The 18127-nt window shown below is 68.6% G+C and carries 18 protein-coding genes; 12 read left to right on the forward strand and 6 right to left on the reverse strand.

The genetic code is table 11. The annotated features are described in order from the left end of the window. The first annotated feature begins 15 nt into the window (after window positions 1-15). The 5 genes from ctaD (at window position 16) to NM961_RS22685 (ending at window position 3857) form a co-directional block, all read left to right on the forward strand. Complete coding sequence (gene ctaD, locus NM961_RS22665) at window positions 16-1644, forward strand: cytochrome c oxidase subunit I (protein WP_255916713.1); 1629 nt, start codon at window positions 16-18, stop codon at window positions 1642-1644. Window positions 1645-1690: 46 nt separating this feature from the next. Beyond that, entirely contained in the window at window positions 1691-1834 is a 144-nt protein-coding gene (locus NM961_RS22670; protein WP_255916714.1) for a hypothetical protein, read from the forward strand. Continuing rightward, window positions 1831-2406 (forward strand): cytochrome c oxidase assembly protein, encoded by a 576-nt coding sequence (locus NM961_RS22675; RefSeq protein WP_255916715.1) that lies wholly within the window; start codon window positions 1831-1833, stop codon window positions 2404-2406. Before NM961_RS22670 ends, NM961_RS22675 begins: the two co-directional genes overlap by 4 nt. A gap of 28 nt (window positions 2407-2434) precedes the next feature. Continuing rightward, window positions 2435-3307 carry a cytochrome c oxidase subunit 3 gene (locus NM961_RS22680; protein ID WP_255916716.1) on the forward strand — a complete coding sequence of 291 codons (873 nt, stop codon included), beginning with the start codon at window positions 2435-2437 and terminating at the stop codon, window positions 3305-3307. 250 nt (window positions 3308-3557) lie between these two features. Beyond that, on the forward strand, window positions 3558-3857 hold the full coding sequence (locus NM961_RS22685; protein ID WP_255916717.1) for a hypothetical protein: 300 nt from the start codon (window positions 3558-3560) through the stop codon (window positions 3855-3857). Here the strand turns inward: NM961_RS22685 and NM961_RS22690 are convergent. From NM961_RS22690 to NM961_RS22705, 4 genes are all read right to left on the reverse strand, one after another. Then, on the reverse strand, window positions 3829-4341 hold the full coding sequence (locus NM961_RS22690) for a hypothetical protein (RefSeq protein WP_255916718.1): 513 nt from the start codon (window positions 4339-4341) through the stop codon (window positions 3829-3831). The two genes, NM961_RS22685 and NM961_RS22690, sit on opposite strands and share 29 nt — an antisense overlap. Window positions 4342-4587: 246 nt before the next feature. Next, entirely contained in the window at window positions 4588-6705 is a 2118-nt protein-coding gene (locus NM961_RS22695) for a hypothetical protein (protein WP_255916719.1), read from the reverse strand. 723 nt (window positions 6706-7428) lie between these two features. Further along, the gene (locus NM961_RS22700; RefSeq protein ID WP_255916720.1) at window positions 7429-9678 is read right to left on the reverse strand and encodes a tetratricopeptide repeat protein; all 2250 of its coding nucleotides are present in this window, start codon (window positions 9676-9678) and stop codon (window positions 7429-7431) included. 87 nt (window positions 9679-9765) lie between these two features. Next, window positions 9766-9975 carry a twin transmembrane helix small protein gene (locus NM961_RS22705; protein ID WP_255916721.1) on the reverse strand — a complete coding sequence of 70 codons (210 nt, stop codon included), beginning with the start codon at window positions 9973-9975 and terminating at the stop codon, window positions 9766-9768. A 60-nt stretch (window positions 9976-10035) separates the two neighbouring features. Between NM961_RS22705 and NM961_RS22710 the strand changes: the two genes are divergently transcribed. The 5 genes from NM961_RS22710 (at window position 10036) to NM961_RS22730 (ending at window position 14707) form a co-directional block, all read left to right on the forward strand. Next, entirely contained in the window at window positions 10036-10752 is a 717-nt protein-coding gene (locus tag NM961_RS22710; protein ID WP_255916730.1) for an SURF1 family protein, read from the forward strand. 11 nt (window positions 10753-10763) lie between these two features. Beyond that, window positions 10764-11312 carry a redox-active disulfide-containing membrane protein gene (locus NM961_RS22715; RefSeq protein ID WP_255916722.1) on the forward strand — a complete coding sequence of 183 codons (549 nt, stop codon included), beginning with the start codon at window positions 10764-10766 and terminating at the stop codon, window positions 11310-11312. Between the two features lie 4 nt (window positions 11313-11316). After that, a complete protein-coding gene (locus NM961_RS22720) occupies window positions 11317-12309 on the forward strand; it encodes a COX15/CtaA family protein (RefSeq protein ID WP_255916723.1) in 993 nt (330 codons plus the stop codon). A 234-nt stretch (window positions 12310-12543) separates the two neighbouring features. Further along, window positions 12544-13452: a GGDEF domain-containing protein gene (locus NM961_RS22725; RefSeq protein WP_255916724.1), complete on the forward strand. Its 909-nt coding sequence runs from the start codon at window positions 12544-12546 to the stop codon at window positions 13450-13452. A 265-nt stretch (window positions 13453-13717) separates the two neighbouring features. Next, window positions 13718-14707, forward strand: coding sequence for a multidrug resistance efflux transporter family protein (locus NM961_RS22730; protein ID WP_255916725.1), 990 nt, complete (start codon window positions 13718-13720; stop codon window positions 14705-14707). A 75-nt stretch (window positions 14708-14782) separates the two neighbouring features. Here the strand turns inward: NM961_RS22730 and NM961_RS22735 are convergent, their stop codons facing one another. Further along, the gene (locus tag NM961_RS22735) at window positions 14783-15226 is read right to left on the reverse strand and encodes an LIC_13387 family protein (protein ID WP_255916726.1); all 444 of its coding nucleotides are present in this window, start codon (window positions 15224-15226) and stop codon (window positions 14783-14785) included. 98 nt (window positions 15227-15324) lie between these two features. Between NM961_RS22735 and NM961_RS22740 the strand changes: the two genes are divergently transcribed. Continuing rightward, a complete protein-coding gene (locus NM961_RS22740) occupies window positions 15325-15693 on the forward strand; it encodes a YkgJ family cysteine cluster protein (protein WP_255916727.1) in 369 nt (122 codons plus the stop codon). A 159-nt stretch (window positions 15694-15852) separates the two neighbouring features. Here NM961_RS22740 and NM961_RS22745 read toward each other — a convergent pair whose 3' ends face one another. Next, a complete protein-coding gene (locus NM961_RS22745; RefSeq protein ID WP_255916728.1) occupies window positions 15853-16365 on the reverse strand; it encodes a hypothetical protein in 513 nt (170 codons plus the stop codon). A 282-nt stretch (window positions 16366-16647) separates the two neighbouring features. Between NM961_RS22745 and icd the strand changes: the two genes are divergently transcribed. Continuing rightward, window positions 16648-17946: an NADP-dependent isocitrate dehydrogenase gene (gene icd / locus NM961_RS22750; RefSeq protein WP_255916729.1), complete on the forward strand. Its 1299-nt coding sequence runs from the start codon at window positions 16648-16650 to the stop codon at window positions 17944-17946. The last annotated feature ends 181 nt before the right edge of the window (window positions 17947-18127 follow it).

Genomic DNA, 18127 nt, shown 5'->3' on the forward strand with positions numbered 1-18127 from the left:
TCAGAGGTCGAATCCATGGCAACGCACGCCGCCACTGATCACCACGCCGATCACCACGACGATCACGACCACAAGCCGGCTGGCTTCTGGGATCGCTGGGTGTTCACCACCAACCACAAGGACATCGGTACCCTGTACCTGGTGTTCGCCTTCGTCATGTTCTGCATCGGCGGCGCCATGTCCGGCGTCATCCGCGCCGAGCTGATGAGCCCTGGCCTGCAGTTCGTCGAGCCCTACTTCTTCAACCAGATGACCACGGTGCATGCCCTGGTCATGATCTTCGGCGGCGTGATGCCGGCCTTCGTCGGCCTGGGCAACTGGATGATCCCGCTGCAGATCGGCGCGCCCGACATGGCCCTGCCGCGCATGAACAACTGGTCCTTCTGGATCATGCCGTTCGCCTTCACCGTGCTGCTGCTGACCCTGTTCCTGCCGGGCGGCGCGCCGGCCGGCGGCTGGACCCTGTATCCGCCGCTGTCGCTGCAGGGCGGTTCCGCGGTCGCCTTCGCCATCTTCGCCATCCACATGATGGGCATCAGCTCCATCATGGGGGCCATCAACATCATCGCCACCATCCTCAACATGCGCGCGCCGGGCATGGACCTGCTCAAGATGCCGCTGTTCGTGTGGACCTGGCTGATCACCGCCTTCCTGCTGATCGCCGTGATGCCGGTGCTCGCCGGCGCGGTGACCATGCTGCTGACCGACAAGTTCTTCGGCACCAGCTTCTTCAATGCGGCCGGCGGCGGCGACCCGGTGATGTTCCAGCACATCTTCTGGTTCTTCGGCCACCCCGAGGTCTACATCATGATCCTGCCGGCCTTCGGCGTGGTGTCGGAAATCATCCCGACCTTCGCGCGCAAGCCGCTGTTCGGCTACCAGGCCATGGTGTACGCGACCGCTTCCATCGCCTTCCTCAGCTTCATCGTCTGGGCCCACCACATGTTCACCGTGGGCATGCCGCTGGGCGGCGAGCTGTTCTTCATGTACGCGACCATGATGATCGCCGTGCCCACGGGCGTTAAGGTGTTCAACTGGGTATCGACCATGTGGAAGGGCTCGATGACCTTCGAGACGCCCATGCTGTGGGCGATCGGCTTCGTCATCCTGTTCACCATCGGCGGCTTCTCCGGCCTGATGCTGGCCATCGTCCCGGCCGACTTCCAGTACCACGACACCTACTTCGTCGTTGCCCACTTCCACTACGTGCTGGTGACCGGCGCGCTGTTCTCCATCATCGCCGCGGTGTACTACTGGTTCCCGAAGTGGACCGGCCGCCACTACAGCGAAAAGTGGGGCAAGTTCCACTTCTGGTGGACCATCGTCTTCGTCAACCTGCTGTTCTTCCCGCAGCACTTCCTGGGCCTGGCCGGCATGCCGCGCCGCATCCCGGACTACAACGTCGCATTCGCGGACTGGAACCTGATCAGCTCGATCGGCGCCTTCGGCATGCTGTGCACGCCGGTGTTCATGTTCCTGATCCTGTGGCACGCCAAGAAGCACGGTCCCAAGGCCACCACCCAGGTCTGGGAAGGCGCGCATGGTCTGGAATGGACAGTGCCTTCGCCGGCGCCGCACCACACCTTCACCACGCCGCCGGTAATCCGCGCCAGCGACCTGGCCCACGGCGATCCGACCCACTGAAAGGAAACCGGCGCGCTGCCGCGGCCGGCAGCGCGCCATTGAACGCATGAACATGCCCACGTCCCAGTTCGATCCCGCCCAGCGCCGCGCCGCCGTGCGCCGCACGGCATGGTTCGTCGTGGGCGTGGTCGCGCTGATCTACGCGGGCTTCTTCGTGCGCGCACTGCTGCTGATGGGGAATACGCCGTGAGCAGCGCCGACAACCGCCGCTTCCAGAAAAAGGTCTGGTGGATAGCCGCCGGCTTCTTCGGCTTCGGCTTCGCCCTGATCCCGCTGTACAACATCGCCTGCGAACACGTGCTCGGCATCAAGCTGGAGCAGGGCGCGATGGATGCCCAGGCTGCCGCGGCGACGACGGTGGACGAATCGCGCCTGGTCACGGTGCAGTTCGTCGCCACCACCAAGTCCAAGCTGCCCTGGCAGTTCAGCGCCGAGACCGTGACCATGAAAGTGCATCCGGGCGCGCTCAACGAAGCCTGGTTCGACGCCACCAACGTGTCCGAGCGCGACATCGTCGGCAATGCGATTCCCAGCGTGGCGCCGAACGAAGCCTCGCTGTACTTCAACAAGACCGAATGTTTCTGCTTCACCGAGCAGCTGCTCAAGGCCGGCGAGACGCGGCGCATGCCCGTGCGTTTCGTGGTCGACCCGCGCCTGCCCAAAGAGACCAATACCTTGACTCTGTCCTACACGTTCCTTGAGAACACCGTAGCGACCAAGAGACTGGCCGAATCCAACCAGGCCGCCGCGCCGGCGTCCTGATCCAGCGTTCCAATCCGGGGTTTTCATCATGGCGACAGCACAAGGCAACAACGTCTACTACGTGCCGCATGGCAGCAAGTGGCCTGCGGTAGGCACGATAGGCCTGTTCGTGACCATGATCGGCGCCGCCAACTGGCTCAACGAAGTGAGCTGGGGCAAGCCGATGTTCTATGTCGGCGTGGCCACCCTGCTGTTCATGATGTGGGGCTGGTTCGGCGACGTGATCCGCGAGTCGATCAAGGGCATGTACAACAAGCAGGTGGACACCTCGTTCCGCATGGGAATGATGTGGTTCATCTTCTCCGAGATCATGTTCTTCGCCGCGTTCTTCGGCGCGCTGTTCTACGCGCGCATGTACTCGGTGCCCTGGCTGGGCGGCGAAGGCGACGGCGCACTGACCAACTTCTACCTGCACCAGGGCTACGCTCCTGCCTGGCCGACCAACGGCCCCGACGCCGTCGGCGGCAGCTTCCAGACCATCCCGGCCTGGGGCGTTCCGCTGCTCAACACCCTGATCCTGCTGACCTCCGGCGTGACCATCACCATCGCCCACCATGCCCTGCGCGCCGGCCACCGCCTGCAGCTGCTGGTGTTCCTGGGCCTGACCGTGCTGCTGGGCGGCATCTTCCTGTTCTACCAGGCCGAGGAATACATCGAGGCCTATCAGCACCTGAACCTGACTCTGGGCTCGGGCGTCTACGGCTCCACCTTCTTCATGCTGACGGGTTTCCACGGTCTTCACGTGACCCTGGGCACCATCATGCTGGCGGTGATCTGGTTCCGCTGCCTCAAGGGCCACTTCACCAAGGACAACCACTTCGGCTTTGAAGCAGTCGCCTGGTACTGGCACTTCGTCGACGTGGTCTGGCTGGGCCTGTTCATGTTCGTTTACGTGCTCTGACCACAGGCAGCGCACCGCGGCAGCTGTCCTAGGGCAGCTGCCGCTTCAAACGGAAAAAGCCGCGCGATGCGCGGCTTTTTCGTTTCCGGCCTGCGTGGCGGAGTGGGCGCGGGCTTGCCGCGCAATGAACTCATGGCCTGCCGGAGTTGCTGCGAAATACCCTGGGCAGGGCTGCTGTTCTTGACGCAACAAACCCTGTCGGATCGGCGGGATTGCCAAGCCGCAGCGAGGGCCGCCGCATGAGTTCACTATGGCTGTCTACTTCGAAGCGCCGGATGAAGGCCGTAGGCTGTACCAGACAGTAAGGCCATTGGCCGGTGGAGATTTCTTTTCTTCGCTGTCCACTGAAATGGGAGGAATTTCTTCAATTTTCCCTGCGCGTTTCCAGACAGGCTCCAGCATGCGTCGCGGCATCGGCGCGAACGTGGAAATCCCGAGGCGCATGTACGAACGGGGTGAACTGGACCGTCACTGGGAGGCCCGCGTCGCCGCGGCGGCTGCCTGCCGCTGGAGCCCGCCGCTCAGCCAACCCCACAACGCAATTGGCTGAGCAGCCACCCCGGCCGCGCATCGCCGGTGCCGCCGGAGCCCAGGCGGAAGCGCAGCTGCACCGCGCGGGCGCCCAGCGCGGCCGGCAATTCGGCGCGTGTCTCGAAGACCTGTTCCTCGCCGCCCCAGGCGGCACGCGCGCCCAGCGGATTGCCGGCGAAGGCGCGGCTGTCGTAGCCGCCGCTGAGAAAGCGGCCGCCGGCGTTGCGGAAATCCGTCCAGTCGCCGCCGTCCACGGCGATTTCCAGCACGCCGGCGGTGCTGGCCCAGGACAGCCGGGTGTGCTGGCGCCAGCGCAGGTGCAGGCCCGCGGCGGGGACTACGAAGCGCGGACTGACCAGGGCCGCATCGAATACTTCGGCGCCCGCGTCGGCGATGGCGGCTTCCGCGGCGGCGGCGTTCCAGCGCGGCGAGCCCGCGATCGTGTCGGTTTGCCATGCGGCGAAGCCGCCGCAGGCCGCGAGGTCAGGGTTCGGAGCCTTCATCGATGCTGCTGCGCCGGACGATGCGGGAATAGCGGCCGCCGGTCCGGCCGCGGGAATCCGCAACTGGCTGTGCTGGGCCGTTTCGGGTGGCGCCGCGTCCGCCGATCCGCTCGCGACAGTGCAGAACAACGCAGCCGCCACGACCAGGCCGCGGCGGCTGCGGGATGAAAAAAAGCAATAAAGAAACATGGGAATCCTTGCCTTTGCCGCGCCGGGCCGGCCGCAGCCGGCCCGGTGCCGCAGGGCTCAGTTCTGGAAGCCGTCGCGGAACAGCGTGTCGCCGAGCTGGCCGTTGTATTGCAGGTTCTGGCCGTGCACATCCTGGTTGGCCACGGTGTTGTCCGGCGCATCCGACCAGGTGAAAGCGGCATAGCCCGCGCTGCCGGTGGTTGCAGCCAGGCGCGAGGTGCGCGTCGCAGCAGCCTTGAGCCGCACGGCCTGGTTCCATACCAGCGCGCCATCGGCGGCCAGGCGCTGCACCGTGATCGGATTGCTCATCGCCGAGGTATTGCCGGTGACCCAGGCAGCGAGGAAGCCGCCCGGCGCCGGCAGCGCAACGGTCTGCGACAGCGCCTGCGAACCATCGGTGGACACGGTCATGGGCACCAGCTCGCGCCCTTCTTCGCCCCACAGGCGCTGGCCGGCGCTGTTGACGCGCTGCGTGTAGAGACCGTCGTAGGCATTGGGCGAGATGATCTGGCTGTCTATCCACAGCGCGAAGATGTCGCCGCTGGCCGCGTCATAGCTGGCCACGGGCAGGTAGTGGCCGCGCGAGGTGTTGGTAGTCAGCAGCACGCCTTCGGCGCCGAGCAGACGGGTGCCGGCGGCATCCAGGTGCTGCACCCGCGCCGAGGAAGCCAGGCCGATGAAATCGGTGAACGCGAACACCGCGCCGCCGCTGCCGTCGGCGATCATCTTGGGGAAATAGCCGGCGCCGAGGTTGCCGGTATCCGACAGGCGCACGCCGTCGTTGCCCCACAGCACCGCGCCGTCCGCCGCCGCCAGCTTCTGCGCGCGCAGGATGCGCGTGCTGCCGGCCTGGTTGCTCCAGGAAACGATGGCGTCGCCGTTGGTCGAGGCGATCACATCGGCGATGAGCTTGCCGCCGGCCGGACCCGGCAGGCTGATGCCTTCGGCGCCCCACAGCGGCTGGCCCACGGGCGAGAGCTTCTGCGCACGCGCTGCGCCGGAATCGTTCATCCAGACCACCACGGCGTTGCCGTCGCTGGTGGTGGTGACGTAGGAGATCTGCTCGCCTTCGCCCAGGGTGGAAACCGGGATGCGGCCGTCGGTCCACAGCAGCGTGCCGTCGGGCGCGACCTTGCTCACGACGATGCGCTCGTCTGCGGCCATCTGGGTGCAGCACTGGTAGGAGAGCAGGGCGTTGCCGGCCGCGTCGACCGAGAAGCCGTAGTCGGTGGTGTACTGGAAGCTGCGGTCGGCGACCAGGATGCCGTTATGCGGCCACAGCTCGCGGCCCTGGGCGTCCAGGCGCTGCAGGCGCAGGTCGTAGCCGCCGTCGGTATTGTCGAACCAGCTCACGAAGAAACCACCATCGGCGCGCGGCAGGATCTTGGCCTGGGTTTCCTCGCCGCCGCGGTCGGCGATGGCGAACGTCGTCGCGGGATCGTTGCTCCAGCCGCCGGTGGGCTCGGGCGGCGGATCACCGACGACCACGCTGTCCACGCCCACGCGCGAACCTTGGTTGCCCGAAGGGCCGCCGTTGGGCGCGAGGAAGCGGAAGGCGATGCGGCCGCTGTGAACGCCGGGCGGCAGGCCGGCCAGGGTCACGCTCTGCGCGGTCCAGCTCAGCGGGAACACGCCGCTGGCCTGCTCCGGATTCAGGTCGAGCAGTAGGCGGTCGAACTGGCCCACATCCTGCGGCGTGCTGCCGCTGCTGCCGGCATCGCCGCAGGTCGCGCCCAGGCACAGCAGCAGTTGCAGGCGGTCCGGCCGCAGCGGGCCGGTCAAGGTATCGCCGCGGGTCTGGAAGCTGATCTGGACACCGTTGGCCAGCTGGCTCAGTTCGGGCGAGATCAGGAAACCGTTCATCGCGCCCACGCCGGGCGTGCAGGCGAGCGTCGCGTAGGCCATGCCGGCGCCTTCCAGCGGCAGCCAGGCATTGTCGCCGGTGCCGACGCCGCCGCGATTGGTCAGATAGAAGCAGTTGGCGTTGATCCCGGAGCCGGCGGCGACGCTCTGGTTGCGTGCGATCCAGCCTGGCGGCAGGGTTGTGCTCGGCAGGGTGCTGCCGTCGAGATTGAAGCCCTCGCTGAGCTGGGCGGCCTGGACGCCGCCAAGGCCGCAGAGGCCGGCCAGCAGCAGGGAAACGGAAAGGCGGCGGAACGAACGGTGTTGCGGCATGGCGGGCTACTCCGGATCGGCGGCGACGAAAGCATGCAGCGGCGGCGCCGCGACGGCGCCCCGGGCCGCTGCATGACGCACCGACTCTCGACCCCGCCGGCCCCAGGCGCTTCAGCGCAGCGTCAAAACCGCGGCGGCGGCGATCAAAGATCCATGACAGGAGCTTGAATTTCGTTTTGCGGCAGTGGGTTGGGTGGGTGCGGCGGGAGTTCAGGCGGGAGTTTGGGACACCCATGTTTTCGGGGGAGTTTGGGACACCCATGTTTTCGGGATGCCCAAGACGGAATCAGGACACCCATGCTCCGGGCAGTTGGACTCGCCGCTGCCTGAACTCGCCCGCGCAAGTCTAGGGACACCCACAATTCCGACCGCCCGAAATTCCCACCGGAAGTTGGGGGGAGTTTGGGACACCCATGTTTTTTTTTAGGGCGGGAATTTGGGACAGGCATGTTTTCGGGACGCCCAAGACGGGCACCCGGATTCAGGACCCATGCTCCGGGCAGTTGGACTCGCCGCCGCCCGAACTCGCTCACGCGAATTTCGGGGCGCGCAAATTTAGGCGCAAATTTAGGGACACCCACAATTCCGACCGCCGGCACCCGCGAATTTCCGCGAATTTCGGGACACCCATGATTCAGGCAGCCAGGCACTCCATCCCCGAATTCAGGCCCCCAAGGACCCGATGACCCACAGCACCCCGGGCCAGCCCGCAACCCACAGGACTCAAGGCAATCCCGTTGCCCGCTCTCCCGCCAGCGCCCGCAGGCTGTGCTCGGCCGCCGCCTGCAGATGGGCGTCGCCGACCGCGCGGTAGTACAGCGCGGCGGCGCGCGCGGCGCGATAGTCGCGCTCGATCAGCGGTGCGATCTGGCCAGCCAGTTCAGTGGCGCGGTCGGTTCCGCCCTGGCGCAGCAGGGCGGCGATCCAGGCGGCCAGTACTTCGATGCGGCGGCTTACGTCGCCGTCGGCATCGGCTTTGGCCAGCGCGGCGGCGAAATGTCCGGCGGCGCCAGTCGCGTCGCCGGCGGCGTCCTGCCACAGGGCGCGGGCAAGGTGGACTGCGGCGTCGTCGCCGCCCAGCGCGCCCAGGTTGGTGCCGATACGGTTGCGGGTAGCGGCCTCGATGGCGTTGCCGGCGGCCAGCGCGGCCTGGACGAACAGCAGCTGCGCCGTCGCGTCCGTGGCCGGCGCGGCTGCGCCCAGGCGCAGCGCCTCGGCATTGCGACCTTGTTCCAGCGCCAGGCGCATGCGCAGTTCGGTCAGACCATCGGCCGGCGTCGGCGCTGCGGGCAGGCTGTCGATCACGCCGGCGGCCTCGGCCAGGCGGCCGTTGGCGATCAGGGCATCGGCCAGTTGCTGGGCGATATTGCGCAGCAGTACGGGATTCTCCAGTAGCCGTGCCAGCTCGGCCGCGCGGCGCGCGCTGTCCAGGGCGGCGGCGTTGTCCGCCAGCAGCTGCTGGGTGCGGGCCAGGCCGAGCAAACTGGCGGCCAGGCTGTCGCGTACGTCGTAGCGTTCAAAAACGGTAATGGCGCGCTCGAATGACTGCAGCGCCAGCGCCGGCTTGCCGCTGCGGCTCTGCAGCAGGCCCAGGTTGGTATCGACGCTGGCCACCCCGGGCGCGTCGCCGGCCCGCTCCAGCGCCACACGTCCGCGCGCCAGGTCGGCCGCGGCTAGTTCGTGCTGGCCCTGCGCGCCGCGGGCCACGCCGCGGCCGGTAAAGCCGTTGCCGATCAGGTCCTGGCGGCCGTCCGGACCCAGTACGGCCAGGGATTCGGCATAGCGCCGCTCGGCCTCGGCGTATTGGCCGCGGCGTACCGCCAGCGCGCCCAGGCCGGACAGCGCCTGGGCCTGCAATTCCGGCGGCAGCTGGCCCAGGTTGGCCTGCAATGCACCGAAGATCGCCTCGGTCGCCTCCAGGTTGCCGAGGCGGAAGGCGAGCTGGCCTTCGCGTACCTGCAAGGCCGGATCGGCGCGGGCGGCAGGGTCGGCCGCGGCGATCAGCGCGCGCGCCGCGGCGAGATCGCCTTCGAGCATGGCCGCGTCCAGGCGTTGCAGGCGCTCGGCCGCGGCGTCGGACGAGGCCGGCGCCGCGGCGGCCGGCGCGCGGCCCAGTTGGGGCAGCAGTTCGGCCACGGCGGCGTCGGCCGCCGCCAGCGGGCTGGCGCCGCGGCCGCTGACGGTCCTGCCGGTCTGTTCGGCCACCGGCTGCAGCAGCAGCTGCCAGCTGCCGTCGCTGCGCAGGCGTGCCTCGGGCTGCAACAGCAGGCCGGCACCGCTGGCGCGGCGCAGCCGGCGGTGCAGTTCCTGCGGCGATTCACCGCCGCGCTCGGCCACCAGCCCGGCGACGCGCTCGCTGGGCAGCACCACCAGGCCGGCGCCGCGCAGGCGCGCGGCGATGTAGTCCATCACCCCCAGGCGGATCCAGGCGGCATCGGCGCCGGCGCCGGGCAGGGCCACCGGCGCGACCACGATCAGATCTGCCGCGGCCGGCGCCGGCGTTTCCGCGGCGCGGTGCCAGAGCAGGACCAGGGCGGCCAGGCCGAGCAGGGCTGCCGCGGCCAGTACCGGCCAGCGCGCGCGCCGCCGCGATGGCATCGCTGCGGCCGGCGGTACCGCGACTGCGGCCGGTTCCGCCGGCGCCGCGCCGGCTTCGACCGCCTGCGTCGGTGCGACCCATTGATAGCCGAAGCGCGGCACCGTGCGGATGCTGGATTGTTCGTTGCCGGTATCGCCGACGGCGCGGCGGGCGCGCAGCAGGGTCTGGGCAAGCAGGGCGTCGCTGACATCGACCCGTCCCCAGACCGCGGAAATCAGCTCGTCGCGGCCAACCGCGCGGTCGCGCTGTTCGATCAGGTAGATCAGGCACTCCAGCGATTTCGGCGGCAGCGCGACGCGCCGGCCGTCCTGGCGCAGCTCGCGCGCGGCGGGGTCGAGCTGGAAATCGGCGAAGCGGAACAGGGTTCGGTTCATCGGCGCACCCGGCGGCAGGGCGCAGCGCTCGCCTTCGGGGCCGGGGCCGCAACCATACGGCAATCGCGCCGTTGCGGTGGCGGCGGCCTAGCGGCCCAGGTCGTGCGGGGTGATCCAGCCCATCCAGATGGCGAACATGACCAGGACGATCAGGCCCACCGACAGGGCAATTCGCCGCGTCAGCGCCTTTACCGTGCGATTGGTCGTACCCTTGTCGACCATCATGTAATACAGCCCCGCCCCGAGGTTGTAGAGAATCACGATCAGGAACGCGACGATGATGAGTTTGCCGGCCATGGGATGTTTGCTCGCGATCGCGCGGGGCGCAGCGGGCAAGTATAGGCGGCTGCCGTGGTGATGCGGCGCTGGCGGCGGCCGTCGGCGTTCGCCTGGATCCTGCTGCTGCTGGGTCTGGCCGCCTTTCTCGGCCTGGCGCGCTGGCAGTGGGGCCGGGCGCAGGAAAAGGAGCGCCTGCTGGCCTCCTACGCGGCCGCCGCGACGGCGCCGCTGCGGCAATATGCCACGCTGCCGGCGGCGCTTTCTGCTGAAGAATACCCGCGCATTGCGGCGCGGGGCGCCTATGTGGACGGGCGCGGCTACTGGCTGGACCAGCAGATCCATGCCGGCCGCGTGGGCCGGCGCGCGCTGGCCGTGTTCCGGCCGAGCGGCGACGATCGCCTGCTGCTGGTCGACCTGGGCTGGGTCGCCGCGCCGGTCGGTGCTCCGGCGCCGGCGTGGCCGCCGCTGCCGGCAGGCGAAGTGGAATTGCGCGGCATCTACGCGCCGCCGCCGGGCGGCGGGCTGCGCGTCGGCGGCGATGCGCTGGCGCGCCAGAACGCCTGGCCCAAGCTGACCCTGTTCCTGGACATGGCGGCGGTCGCCGCCGACCTGCATGCCGCGGTCGCGCCGCGCCTGCTGCTGCTGGATGCGGATCCGTCCAGCGGCCTGGTGCGCGAATGGACGCCTGCGGTGATGGCACCGGAAAAGCACCGCGGCTATGCGCTGCAGTGGTTCTCCTTCGCCGTGGCGGCCATGGTGATTTTCATTGTGCTGCATTGGCGCAAAAGCAACTAAGGAAACAGTGGATGGATGTACAGACCAAGAAGCGCGTGCAGCTGATCGCGATCATGCTGGTGTTCCTGGCGCCGATGGTGGTCGCCTTCGCCCTGCGCCTGGCCGACTGGCAGCCCAACCGCCTGCGCAACAACGGCATCCTGGTGCAGCCGCCGCAGGACATCTCCGCCGATGCGCCCAGGGCCGCGGTCGATGCGGCCTTCAGCTGGAAGGACGGCCAGTACCGCTGGACCCTGCTGCTGATCCCCGGTCCGGACTGCGCCGCCGCCTGCGAGAAGCGCCTGGCCGATGCGGAGAAGATCTGGTCGCTGATGACGCAGAAGGCGCCCCGCCTGCGTCTGGCCGTACTGAATATCGAGGCCACGCCGGAGCGGCGCGCGCAGTATCCGCGCCTGGACTACATCAGCAGTTCCGCCGCCGCGCTGCAGGCGCTGCGCCCGGCCGCCGCCGACAGCGTTGCCGCCGCGGTGATAGACCCGGCCGGCCTGCTGATGCTGCGTTTTGAACCTGGCTACGACGCCGCCGGCGTGCGCCAGGATCTGTCCCGACTGATCCGCTGACGCCATGAATCCTACCCATCGCATCCTGCGCAACCTTGCCTGGTTCGCCGTCGCCTTCGCCCTGCTGGTGATCGTGTTCGGCGCCTTCGTGCGGCTGTCCAACGCCGGCCTTTCCTGTCCCGACTGGCCCACCTGCTACGGCAAGCTGACCTGGCCCAAGCACGATCACGAGATCGAGGCCGCCAACGCCGCCTTCCCTGAGCGCGCGGTGGAATCGCACAAGGCCTGGCGCGAGCAGGTGCACCGCTTTCTTGCCGGCGGCCTGATCCTGACCACGTTCGGCCTGGCCTGGCTGGTCTGGCGACGCCGGCGCGAGCTGCCCACCGTCGCCGCGGTGCTGCTGGCGGCCTCGGTGCTGATCGTCTTCCAGGCCCTGCTGGGCATGTGGACAGTGACCTGGAAGCTCAAGCCCATCGTGGTGATGGCGCACCTGATCGGCGGGGTGTCCACGTTTTGCCTTTTGGCTTATGTGGCATTGCGCCTGACGCTGCCGCCGCTGGCGCGTACCGATACCGCTGCGCTGCGCCGCCTGGTCATCGCCGGCCTGGTCCTGGTCGCGCTGCAGATCGCGCTGGGCGGCTGGACCAGCGCCAACTACGCCGCGCTGTCCTGCGGCCTGGATTTCCCCACCTGCGCCGGCCAGTGGTGGCCGCCGACCGACTTCCGCGAGGCCTTCGTGCTCTGGCGCGGCATCGGCGTGAACTACGAAGGCGGCGTGCTGGATGCCGATGCACGCACCGCGATCCAGCTCAGCCACCGCATCGGCGCGATCATCGTGCTGGGCCATCTGCTCGGCGTGATCGCCGCGGCCTGGCGCCGCGGCCTGGGCGGCTGGGCCGTCGCGGTGCTGGCCGCGCTGGCGCTGCAGATCGCCCTGGGCATCAGCAATGTGGTGTTCGGCCTGCCGCTGCCGGTCGCCACCCTGCACAACGCCGGCGCCGCGCTGCTGCTGTTCGTGCTGCTTGCGCTGCTGGTGCGGCTGCGGCGCGAGGCCTGAGCGGGAACGGCGCTCCACGCGCACCGCGTGGAGCGCCGGCTGCGGCGGCGCGCTGTCTGCCGGGCGGGAATCGAAACGAGTTCGAGGCAGCGTGCCGGCGCAACGGGTTCCAGTCCGCGCAGCGGCAGTTCCGGCGCGGCGCCACTGCGTCATTGCTCACAGATCCGTTCAGGCAATGGCCGTACAGGAACGCAGGTTCGCATCAGCCCGCCGCGCTGCGGCTAAACTCGCCGTATGGCCCCCCGCAGCAGCAACACCACCCAGCGCCGCACCCTACGTCCGCCCGGCGGCCGCTCGGCGCGGCAGGGGTCGGCCTGCGTGGTAGTGATCCATGGCGAGAACCTGGGACTGCGCCTGGAGCTGGACGACAAGCCCGTGGTGATAGGCCGCTCGCCGGATGTGGAGCTGCAGATCAATCACCGCAGCATCTCGCGCCTGCACTGCCGCATCTGGCGCGAGGCCAGCGGCTACCGCATCCGCGATCTGGATTCGACCAACAAGACCTTCCTCAACGAGCAGCCCATACTCGAAGCGGAGCTGCGCGACGGCGACCATATCGGCGTCGGCGACAGCGTGCTGAAGTTCATGGAGCAGGGCTCCATTGAGGCGCGCTACCACGAGGAGCTGTACCAGCTCGCCACCTCCGATCCGCTCACCGGCCTGTACAACCGGCGCCAGTTCCAGGAGCTGATGGAGAAGGAGATCCTGCGCGCCACGCGCCACCTGCGCACGCTGTGCCTGGCCCTGGTCGACATCGATCACTTCAAGCCGATCAACGACCGCTACGGCCATCCCGCCGGCGACGTGGTGATCCGCGGCATCGCCCAGCTGCTGCGCCACAACGCCCGCGCCGACCAGCTGATCGCGCGCATCGGCGGCGAGGAGTTCGCCCTGGTTTTCGCCGAGCAGAGCCTGGCCGATGCGGTGGCCTCGGCCGAGCGCCTGCGCCGGGTGATCGAACTCAACTCGTTCGAACTCGGCGGCAAGCCCGCGACGGTGACGGTCAGCCTGGGCGTGGCGCAGTGGCGCCGCGGCATGAGCGGGCTGTCCGACCTGATGCGTGCTGCCGACCAGCAGCTGTACCGGGCCAAGCAGGGCGGACGCAACCGGGTCTGCTATCTGGATGAAGTCCGGGAGCCGTAAAGGCCGGGATCGGGGATCAGGGATGGTGCTGTGCCGCTACGGATCCTCCCGCTGCTTCTTCCATGGCTGTCCGGAAATTCCGCTGTTCCGAAATTCCCCGGGTTCGAACCCGGTTACTGGGGACGCCCGGACGCAATCGTGGAATCGCACCGCACGAGTCCGCATCTGCGGTCGCAGCTGTTGCGAGTCCCCAATCCCGAATCCGGCACCTTAAGACCAAAGCCGCATTCGGCGCGCGCCACCGATGACCTACCCTGAGCGGCCCATGCGCCGCAATCCCGCCCTCTACGCCGTCCTGATCGCGCTGCTCTCGGCGCTGTTCTTCACCTCGACCTACGTGCTCAACCGCGCCATGGCGGTGGATGGCGGGCATTGGGCCTGGACCGCGGCGCTGCGCTATTTCCTGACCTTGCCGCTGCTGGCCCTGGTGGTGCCGTTCAACGGCGGCTTCGCGCCGGTGTGGCGTGCGCTGCGCGCGCATCCCTGGCCCTGGCTGCTGTGGAGCGGCATAGGCTTCACCCTGTTCTGCGTCTGCCTGACCTGGGCCGCGGCCAGCGGGCCGTCCTGGCTGGTCGCCGGCAGTTTCCAGCTCACCGTCGTGGCCGGCATGCTGCTGGCGCCGCTGATCTACCGCGATGCGCGGGCGCGCCTGCCCAAGCGCGCGCTGGCCCTGGGCGTGCTGATCGTGACCGGCGTGCTGCTGCTGCAGCTGGGCCATTTCGACGGCCGTCTCGATGCGGCGGCGTGGGCGGCGCTGGTCAGCGTCGGCATTGCCGCCGTGCTCTATCCACTGGGCAACCGGCAGATCCTGCTGCATCTGGAACACAGCGGCGAAGACCTCAATGCCACCCAGCGCGTCTTCGGCATGACCCTGGCCAGCCAGCCGTTCTGGCTGCTGGTGGCGGCCTACGCGGTGCAGCAATCGGGCTGGCCGGGCCTGCCGCAGATCGCCATGGCCGGCGGCGTGGCGCTGTTCACCGGCACCATCGCCACCATCCTGTTCTTCCACGCCACCGGCCTGGTGCGCGACAACCCCACCGCCCTGGGCGCGGTAGAGGCCATGCAGGCGGCGGAGATCCTGTTCGCCACCGGCCTGGGCGTGGCCCTGCTCGGCGAGCACTGGCCCAGCGGCTGGGCCGCGGTCGGCGCAGGACTGGTCATCGTCGGCATCGCCGGCCTGAGCCTGGTGGTCGCGGCGCAGGCGGCGGGCGACCGGCGGCGGACGCAGGCGTTGCGAACGGATCGGGGGGCGTGAGAGCGGGATCGGGGATTCGGGATTTGCGAAAGCCGGGACGCTGTATTCGCGAAGGCGGCTGCAGCGGGTGCGGCTTCAGACGCCGCGCCGCCGTCCGCCGCCCCAGGCCGACCAGCTGAAACCCAGCCCCGCCAGCAGCAGGATCGCCACCGCGTGCGGCACCGGATAGGCGACAGCCACCAGCAGGCAGCCGGCCAGGCACAGCCAGGCGCTGGCCGTGGCCAGCGGGCGCAGGCGCGCGGCGGGCAGGTCCTTGCCCATCCACCAGTAGGCCGTGCCGGCCAGGATCAGCAGCAGGGCGAAGCACAGGCTGAGCATGCAGTGCAGGGTCCACAGCGTGGTGCCCAGACGCGGTACCAGCACGTAGCTCTTCATCGCTTCGATCACCGCGCGGCGGCGCTCGTCCAGGACGAAATCGCTGACATAGAACTGGTAGTGCGCCGTGGCCTGCATGCCGGCGGATACCAGGAACACGCCGGCGGCGAACTTGATGCCGCGGCGCTGCTGCAGTTCGGACATGGTCGACGGCGATGCGGTGGACTGGCGGCAACGGTAGCAATCCGCGCCGGCGGCGGGCAACGCGCTAGACTGCGAAACAGCCCGAGCTGCCCCTGCCTATGCCGCATCCCTGCCAGACCTGTGGCGCCTGCTGCGCCCGTTTCCGCGTGGCCTTCCACTGGTCCGAAACCACCGCCTTCAATCCCGACGGCATGCCGCTGGCACTGACCCAGCCGCTGGACGCCCACCGTGTCAGCATGCGCGGCACCGACTGCCGTGAGCCGCACTGCATCAACCTGGTCGGCACGGTCGGCGGCGCGGTCAGTTGCAGCCAGTACGCGCGTCGTCCCTCGCCCTGCCGCGAGCTGGGCGCCGCCTGGGAGCATGGCGAACCCAGCCCGCAGTGCGACCGGGCGCGGGCGGCCTACGGGCTGGCGGCACTGACGCCGGAAAGCTGGCTGCCGGCGGCGGCTTCGCAGGATCCGTAGCAGCCATGGTGCGAAGCCGTGCCGATGCGGCAACGTCGCATCGGAGCGGTAGGCGCACCGGTGTCCACGCGGGCTGAAGTTCTGGTAGCGGCACTGCGGTGGGCAGATGCAGGCTTGTGATGACCGCGGCCGGGCAACGCCGCCGCTTCGCCGCAACGCTCAGGCGCGGCGCCGGTAGATGCCCTCGAACACCGTGGTCCAGGTCTTGCCGCCGTCGGCCGAGCTTTCCCACAGCTGGCGCACACTGCCGTCCGCGTTCGGCGTCCAGGTCACGCGCTGCGGCGAGCGCTTGCCGCTGGCCGGGTCCATCTGTTCGCCGCTGAGCACCATGCTGCCGCCTTGCAGGCTGCCGCTGAGGTAGAGCACGCCGGCGTCGTCGGCCACCCAGTACTGGTTCCATTGCGCGTTGCGCGCATCCCAGGCGCTGTAGCTGCGGCCGTTGGTGCCGCCGGCGCCGGTCCATTCCTCGCTGATCGCGCAGCCCTTGAGTACGGCCTGAATGCGATTGCGCCCGGCCGGCTTGCCCTGGGGCGTGGTCACGTCCCAGTCGCCGACCCAGAAATCGAACTGGTGGAAGACGGCGTCGGCGCAAGCGGGTTTCTTCACGTCGGCTACCTGGGCCTGCAATGGCAGGCTCAACAGCAAGGGCAGCGAAAACAGCAGGGTTCTCATGGGCGCAGGCCTCCCCAGGCCGGTCGGTGACGGCGCCGAGTCTAGGCAACCGGCACCGGCCCGGACGCAGGAAATTGCGCGTACGCCGCAGCGCCCCGCCAACGCGCGATATCCGCACCAGCACGGCGCTTGGCTGCCATGATCCCGCACAGCGGCGCCCACCCCATCGAGCCCCTGGTCCCGGACAGTCCCGCTCCATGGACGCGCACCGTCCCAACCGCGACAATACCGGGCTGAATACCTCCCGGCAGCCGCCTGCCAACCTTCCCACCGGAGACATCCATGGCCGAGCCCACCATCACCGCCCCCGCCGGCGGCGCCAAGATCACGATTGACAACGGCACGCTCAAGGTGCCGAACAATCCGATCATCCCGTTCATCGAAGGCGACGGCACCGGCGCCGACATCTGGCGTGCCTCGGTGCGCGTGTTCGATGCGGCGGTGAAGAAGGCCTACGGCGGCGAGCGCCAGATCCACTGGCTGGAGATCTACGCCGGCGAGAAGTCCAACAACCAGTTCGGCAGCTGGCTGCCGGATTCCACCGTGCAGGCCTGCCGCGACTATCTGGTCTCGATCAAGGGCCCGCTCACCACGCCGGTCGGCGGCGGCATCCGCTCCCTCAACGTGGCGCTGCGCCAGATGCTCGACCTCTACGTCTGTCTGCGCCCGGTGCGCTGGTTCAAGGGCGTGCCCTCGCCGGTGAAGACGCCGGACAAGGTCGACATGGTGATCTTCCGCGAGAACTGCGAAGACATCTACGCCGGCATCGAATTCGAGCAGGGCAGCGAGGCCAACACCAAGTTCCTCGCCCTGCTGAAGGAAAACTTCCCCAAGGAATTCGGCAAGATCCGTTTCCCGGAAAGCTCTGGCATCGGCATCAAGCCGGTGTCCAAGGACGGCTCCGAACGCCTGATCCGCGCCGCCATCGAATACGCCATCGCCAACAAGCGCAAGTCGGTGACGCTGGTGCATAAGGGCAACATCATGAAGTTCACCGAAGGCGCGTTCCGCAACTGGGGCTACGCCCTGGCCGAGCGCGAATTCGGCGACAAGGTCTACACCTGGGAACAGTGGGAACGCACCAAGGCCGCCAAGGGCGAGGCCGAAGCCAATGCCGAGCAGAAGGCTGAACTGGCCAAGGGCAAGATCCTGATCAAGGACGCCATCGCCGACATCACCCTGCAGCAGGTGCTGACCCGTCCGGACGAGTTCGACGTGATCGCCACGCTCAACCTCAACGGCGACTACCTCAGCGACGCGCTGGCCGCGCAGGTCGGCGGCATCGGCATTGCGCCGGGCGGCAACATTAACTACATGACCGGCCACGCGGTGTTCGAAGCCACCCACGGCACCGCGCCGAAGTACGCCGGCCTGGACAAGGTCAACCCGGGCTCGGTGATCCTGTCCGGCGAAATGATGCTGCGCTACATGGGCTGGACCGAAGCCGCCGACGCCATCATCGCGGCGATGGACAAGGCCATCGGCAACAAGACCGTGACCTATGACTTCGCCCGCCTGATGGATGGTGCGAAGGAGATCAAGTGCTCCGAGTTCGCCGACGAGCTGATCAAGGCGCTGTAATCCCGCGCGCCGGCGCCTGACGCCGGCCGTACAGTACAAAAACGGCGGACGCCCTCGCGTCCGCCGTTTCTTGTTTTCGGCGCCCGGCGCCGTCGCGGCCGCGCGTGCCGGTGCGACAGCGGCAAGAGAAAACAGTGCGCAGAGGCGGGCCGCCGTTCGCGCGGGTACCCGCGCGAACGGC

Source organism: Tahibacter harae (genome assembly GCF_024437735.1).
Lineage (GTDB): Bacteria > Pseudomonadota > Gammaproteobacteria > Xanthomonadales > Rhodanobacteraceae > Tahibacter > Tahibacter harae.

Bases quoted from the DNA above. Each gene is read 5' to 3' on its own strand.
- ctaD (WP_255916713.1), top strand. From the start codon at position 16: ATGGCAACGCACGCCGCCACTGATCACCACGCCGATCACCACGACGAT.
- NM961_RS22670 (WP_255916714.1), top strand. From the start codon at position 1,691: ATGAACATGCCCACGTCCCAGTTCGATCCCGCCCAGCGCCGCGCCGCC.
- NM961_RS22680 (WP_255916716.1), top strand. From the start codon at position 2,435: ATGGCGACAGCACAAGGCAACAACGTCTACTACGTGCCGCATGGCAGC.
- NM961_RS22685 (WP_255916717.1), top strand. From the start codon at position 3,558: ATGGCTGTCTACTTCGAAGCGCCGGATGAAGGCCGTAGGCTGTACCAG.
- NM961_RS22690 (WP_255916718.1), bottom strand. From the start codon at position 4,341: ATGAAGGCTCCGAACCCTGACCTCGCGGCCTGCGGCGGCTTCGCCGCA.
- NM961_RS22695 (WP_255916719.1), bottom strand. From the start codon at position 6,705: ATGCCGCAACACCGTTCGTTCCGCCGCCTTTCCGTTTCCCTGCTGCTG.
- NM961_RS22700 (WP_255916720.1), bottom strand. From the start codon at position 9,678: ATGAACCGAACCCTGTTCCGCTTCGCCGATTTCCAGCTCGACCCCGCC.
- NM961_RS22705 (WP_255916721.1), bottom strand. From the start codon at position 9,975: ATGGCCGGCAAACTCATCATCGTCGCGTTCCTGATCGTGATTCTCTAC.
- NM961_RS22710 (WP_255916730.1), top strand. From the start codon at position 10,036: ATGCGGCGCTGGCGGCGGCCGTCGGCGTTCGCCTGGATCCTGCTGCTG.
- NM961_RS22715 (WP_255916722.1), top strand. From the start codon at position 10,764: ATGGATGTACAGACCAAGAAGCGCGTGCAGCTGATCGCGATCATGCTG.
- NM961_RS22720 (WP_255916723.1), top strand. From the start codon at position 11,317: ATGAATCCTACCCATCGCATCCTGCGCAACCTTGCCTGGTTCGCCGTC.
- NM961_RS22725 (WP_255916724.1), top strand. From the start codon at position 12,544: ATGGCCCCCCGCAGCAGCAACACCACCCAGCGCCGCACCCTACGTCCG.
- NM961_RS22730 (WP_255916725.1), top strand. From the start codon at position 13,718: ATGCGCCGCAATCCCGCCCTCTACGCCGTCCTGATCGCGCTGCTCTCG.
- NM961_RS22735 (WP_255916726.1), bottom strand. From the start codon at position 15,226: ATGTCCGAACTGCAGCAGCGCCGCGGCATCAAGTTCGCCGCCGGCGTG.
- NM961_RS22740 (WP_255916727.1), top strand. From the start codon at position 15,325: ATGCCGCATCCCTGCCAGACCTGTGGCGCCTGCTGCGCCCGTTTCCGC.
- NM961_RS22745 (WP_255916728.1), bottom strand. From the start codon at position 16,365: ATGAGAACCCTGCTGTTTTCGCTGCCCTTGCTGTTGAGCCTGCCATTG.
- icd (WP_255916729.1), top strand. From the start codon at position 16,648: ATGGCCGAGCCCACCATCACCGCCCCCGCCGGCGGCGCCAAGATCACG.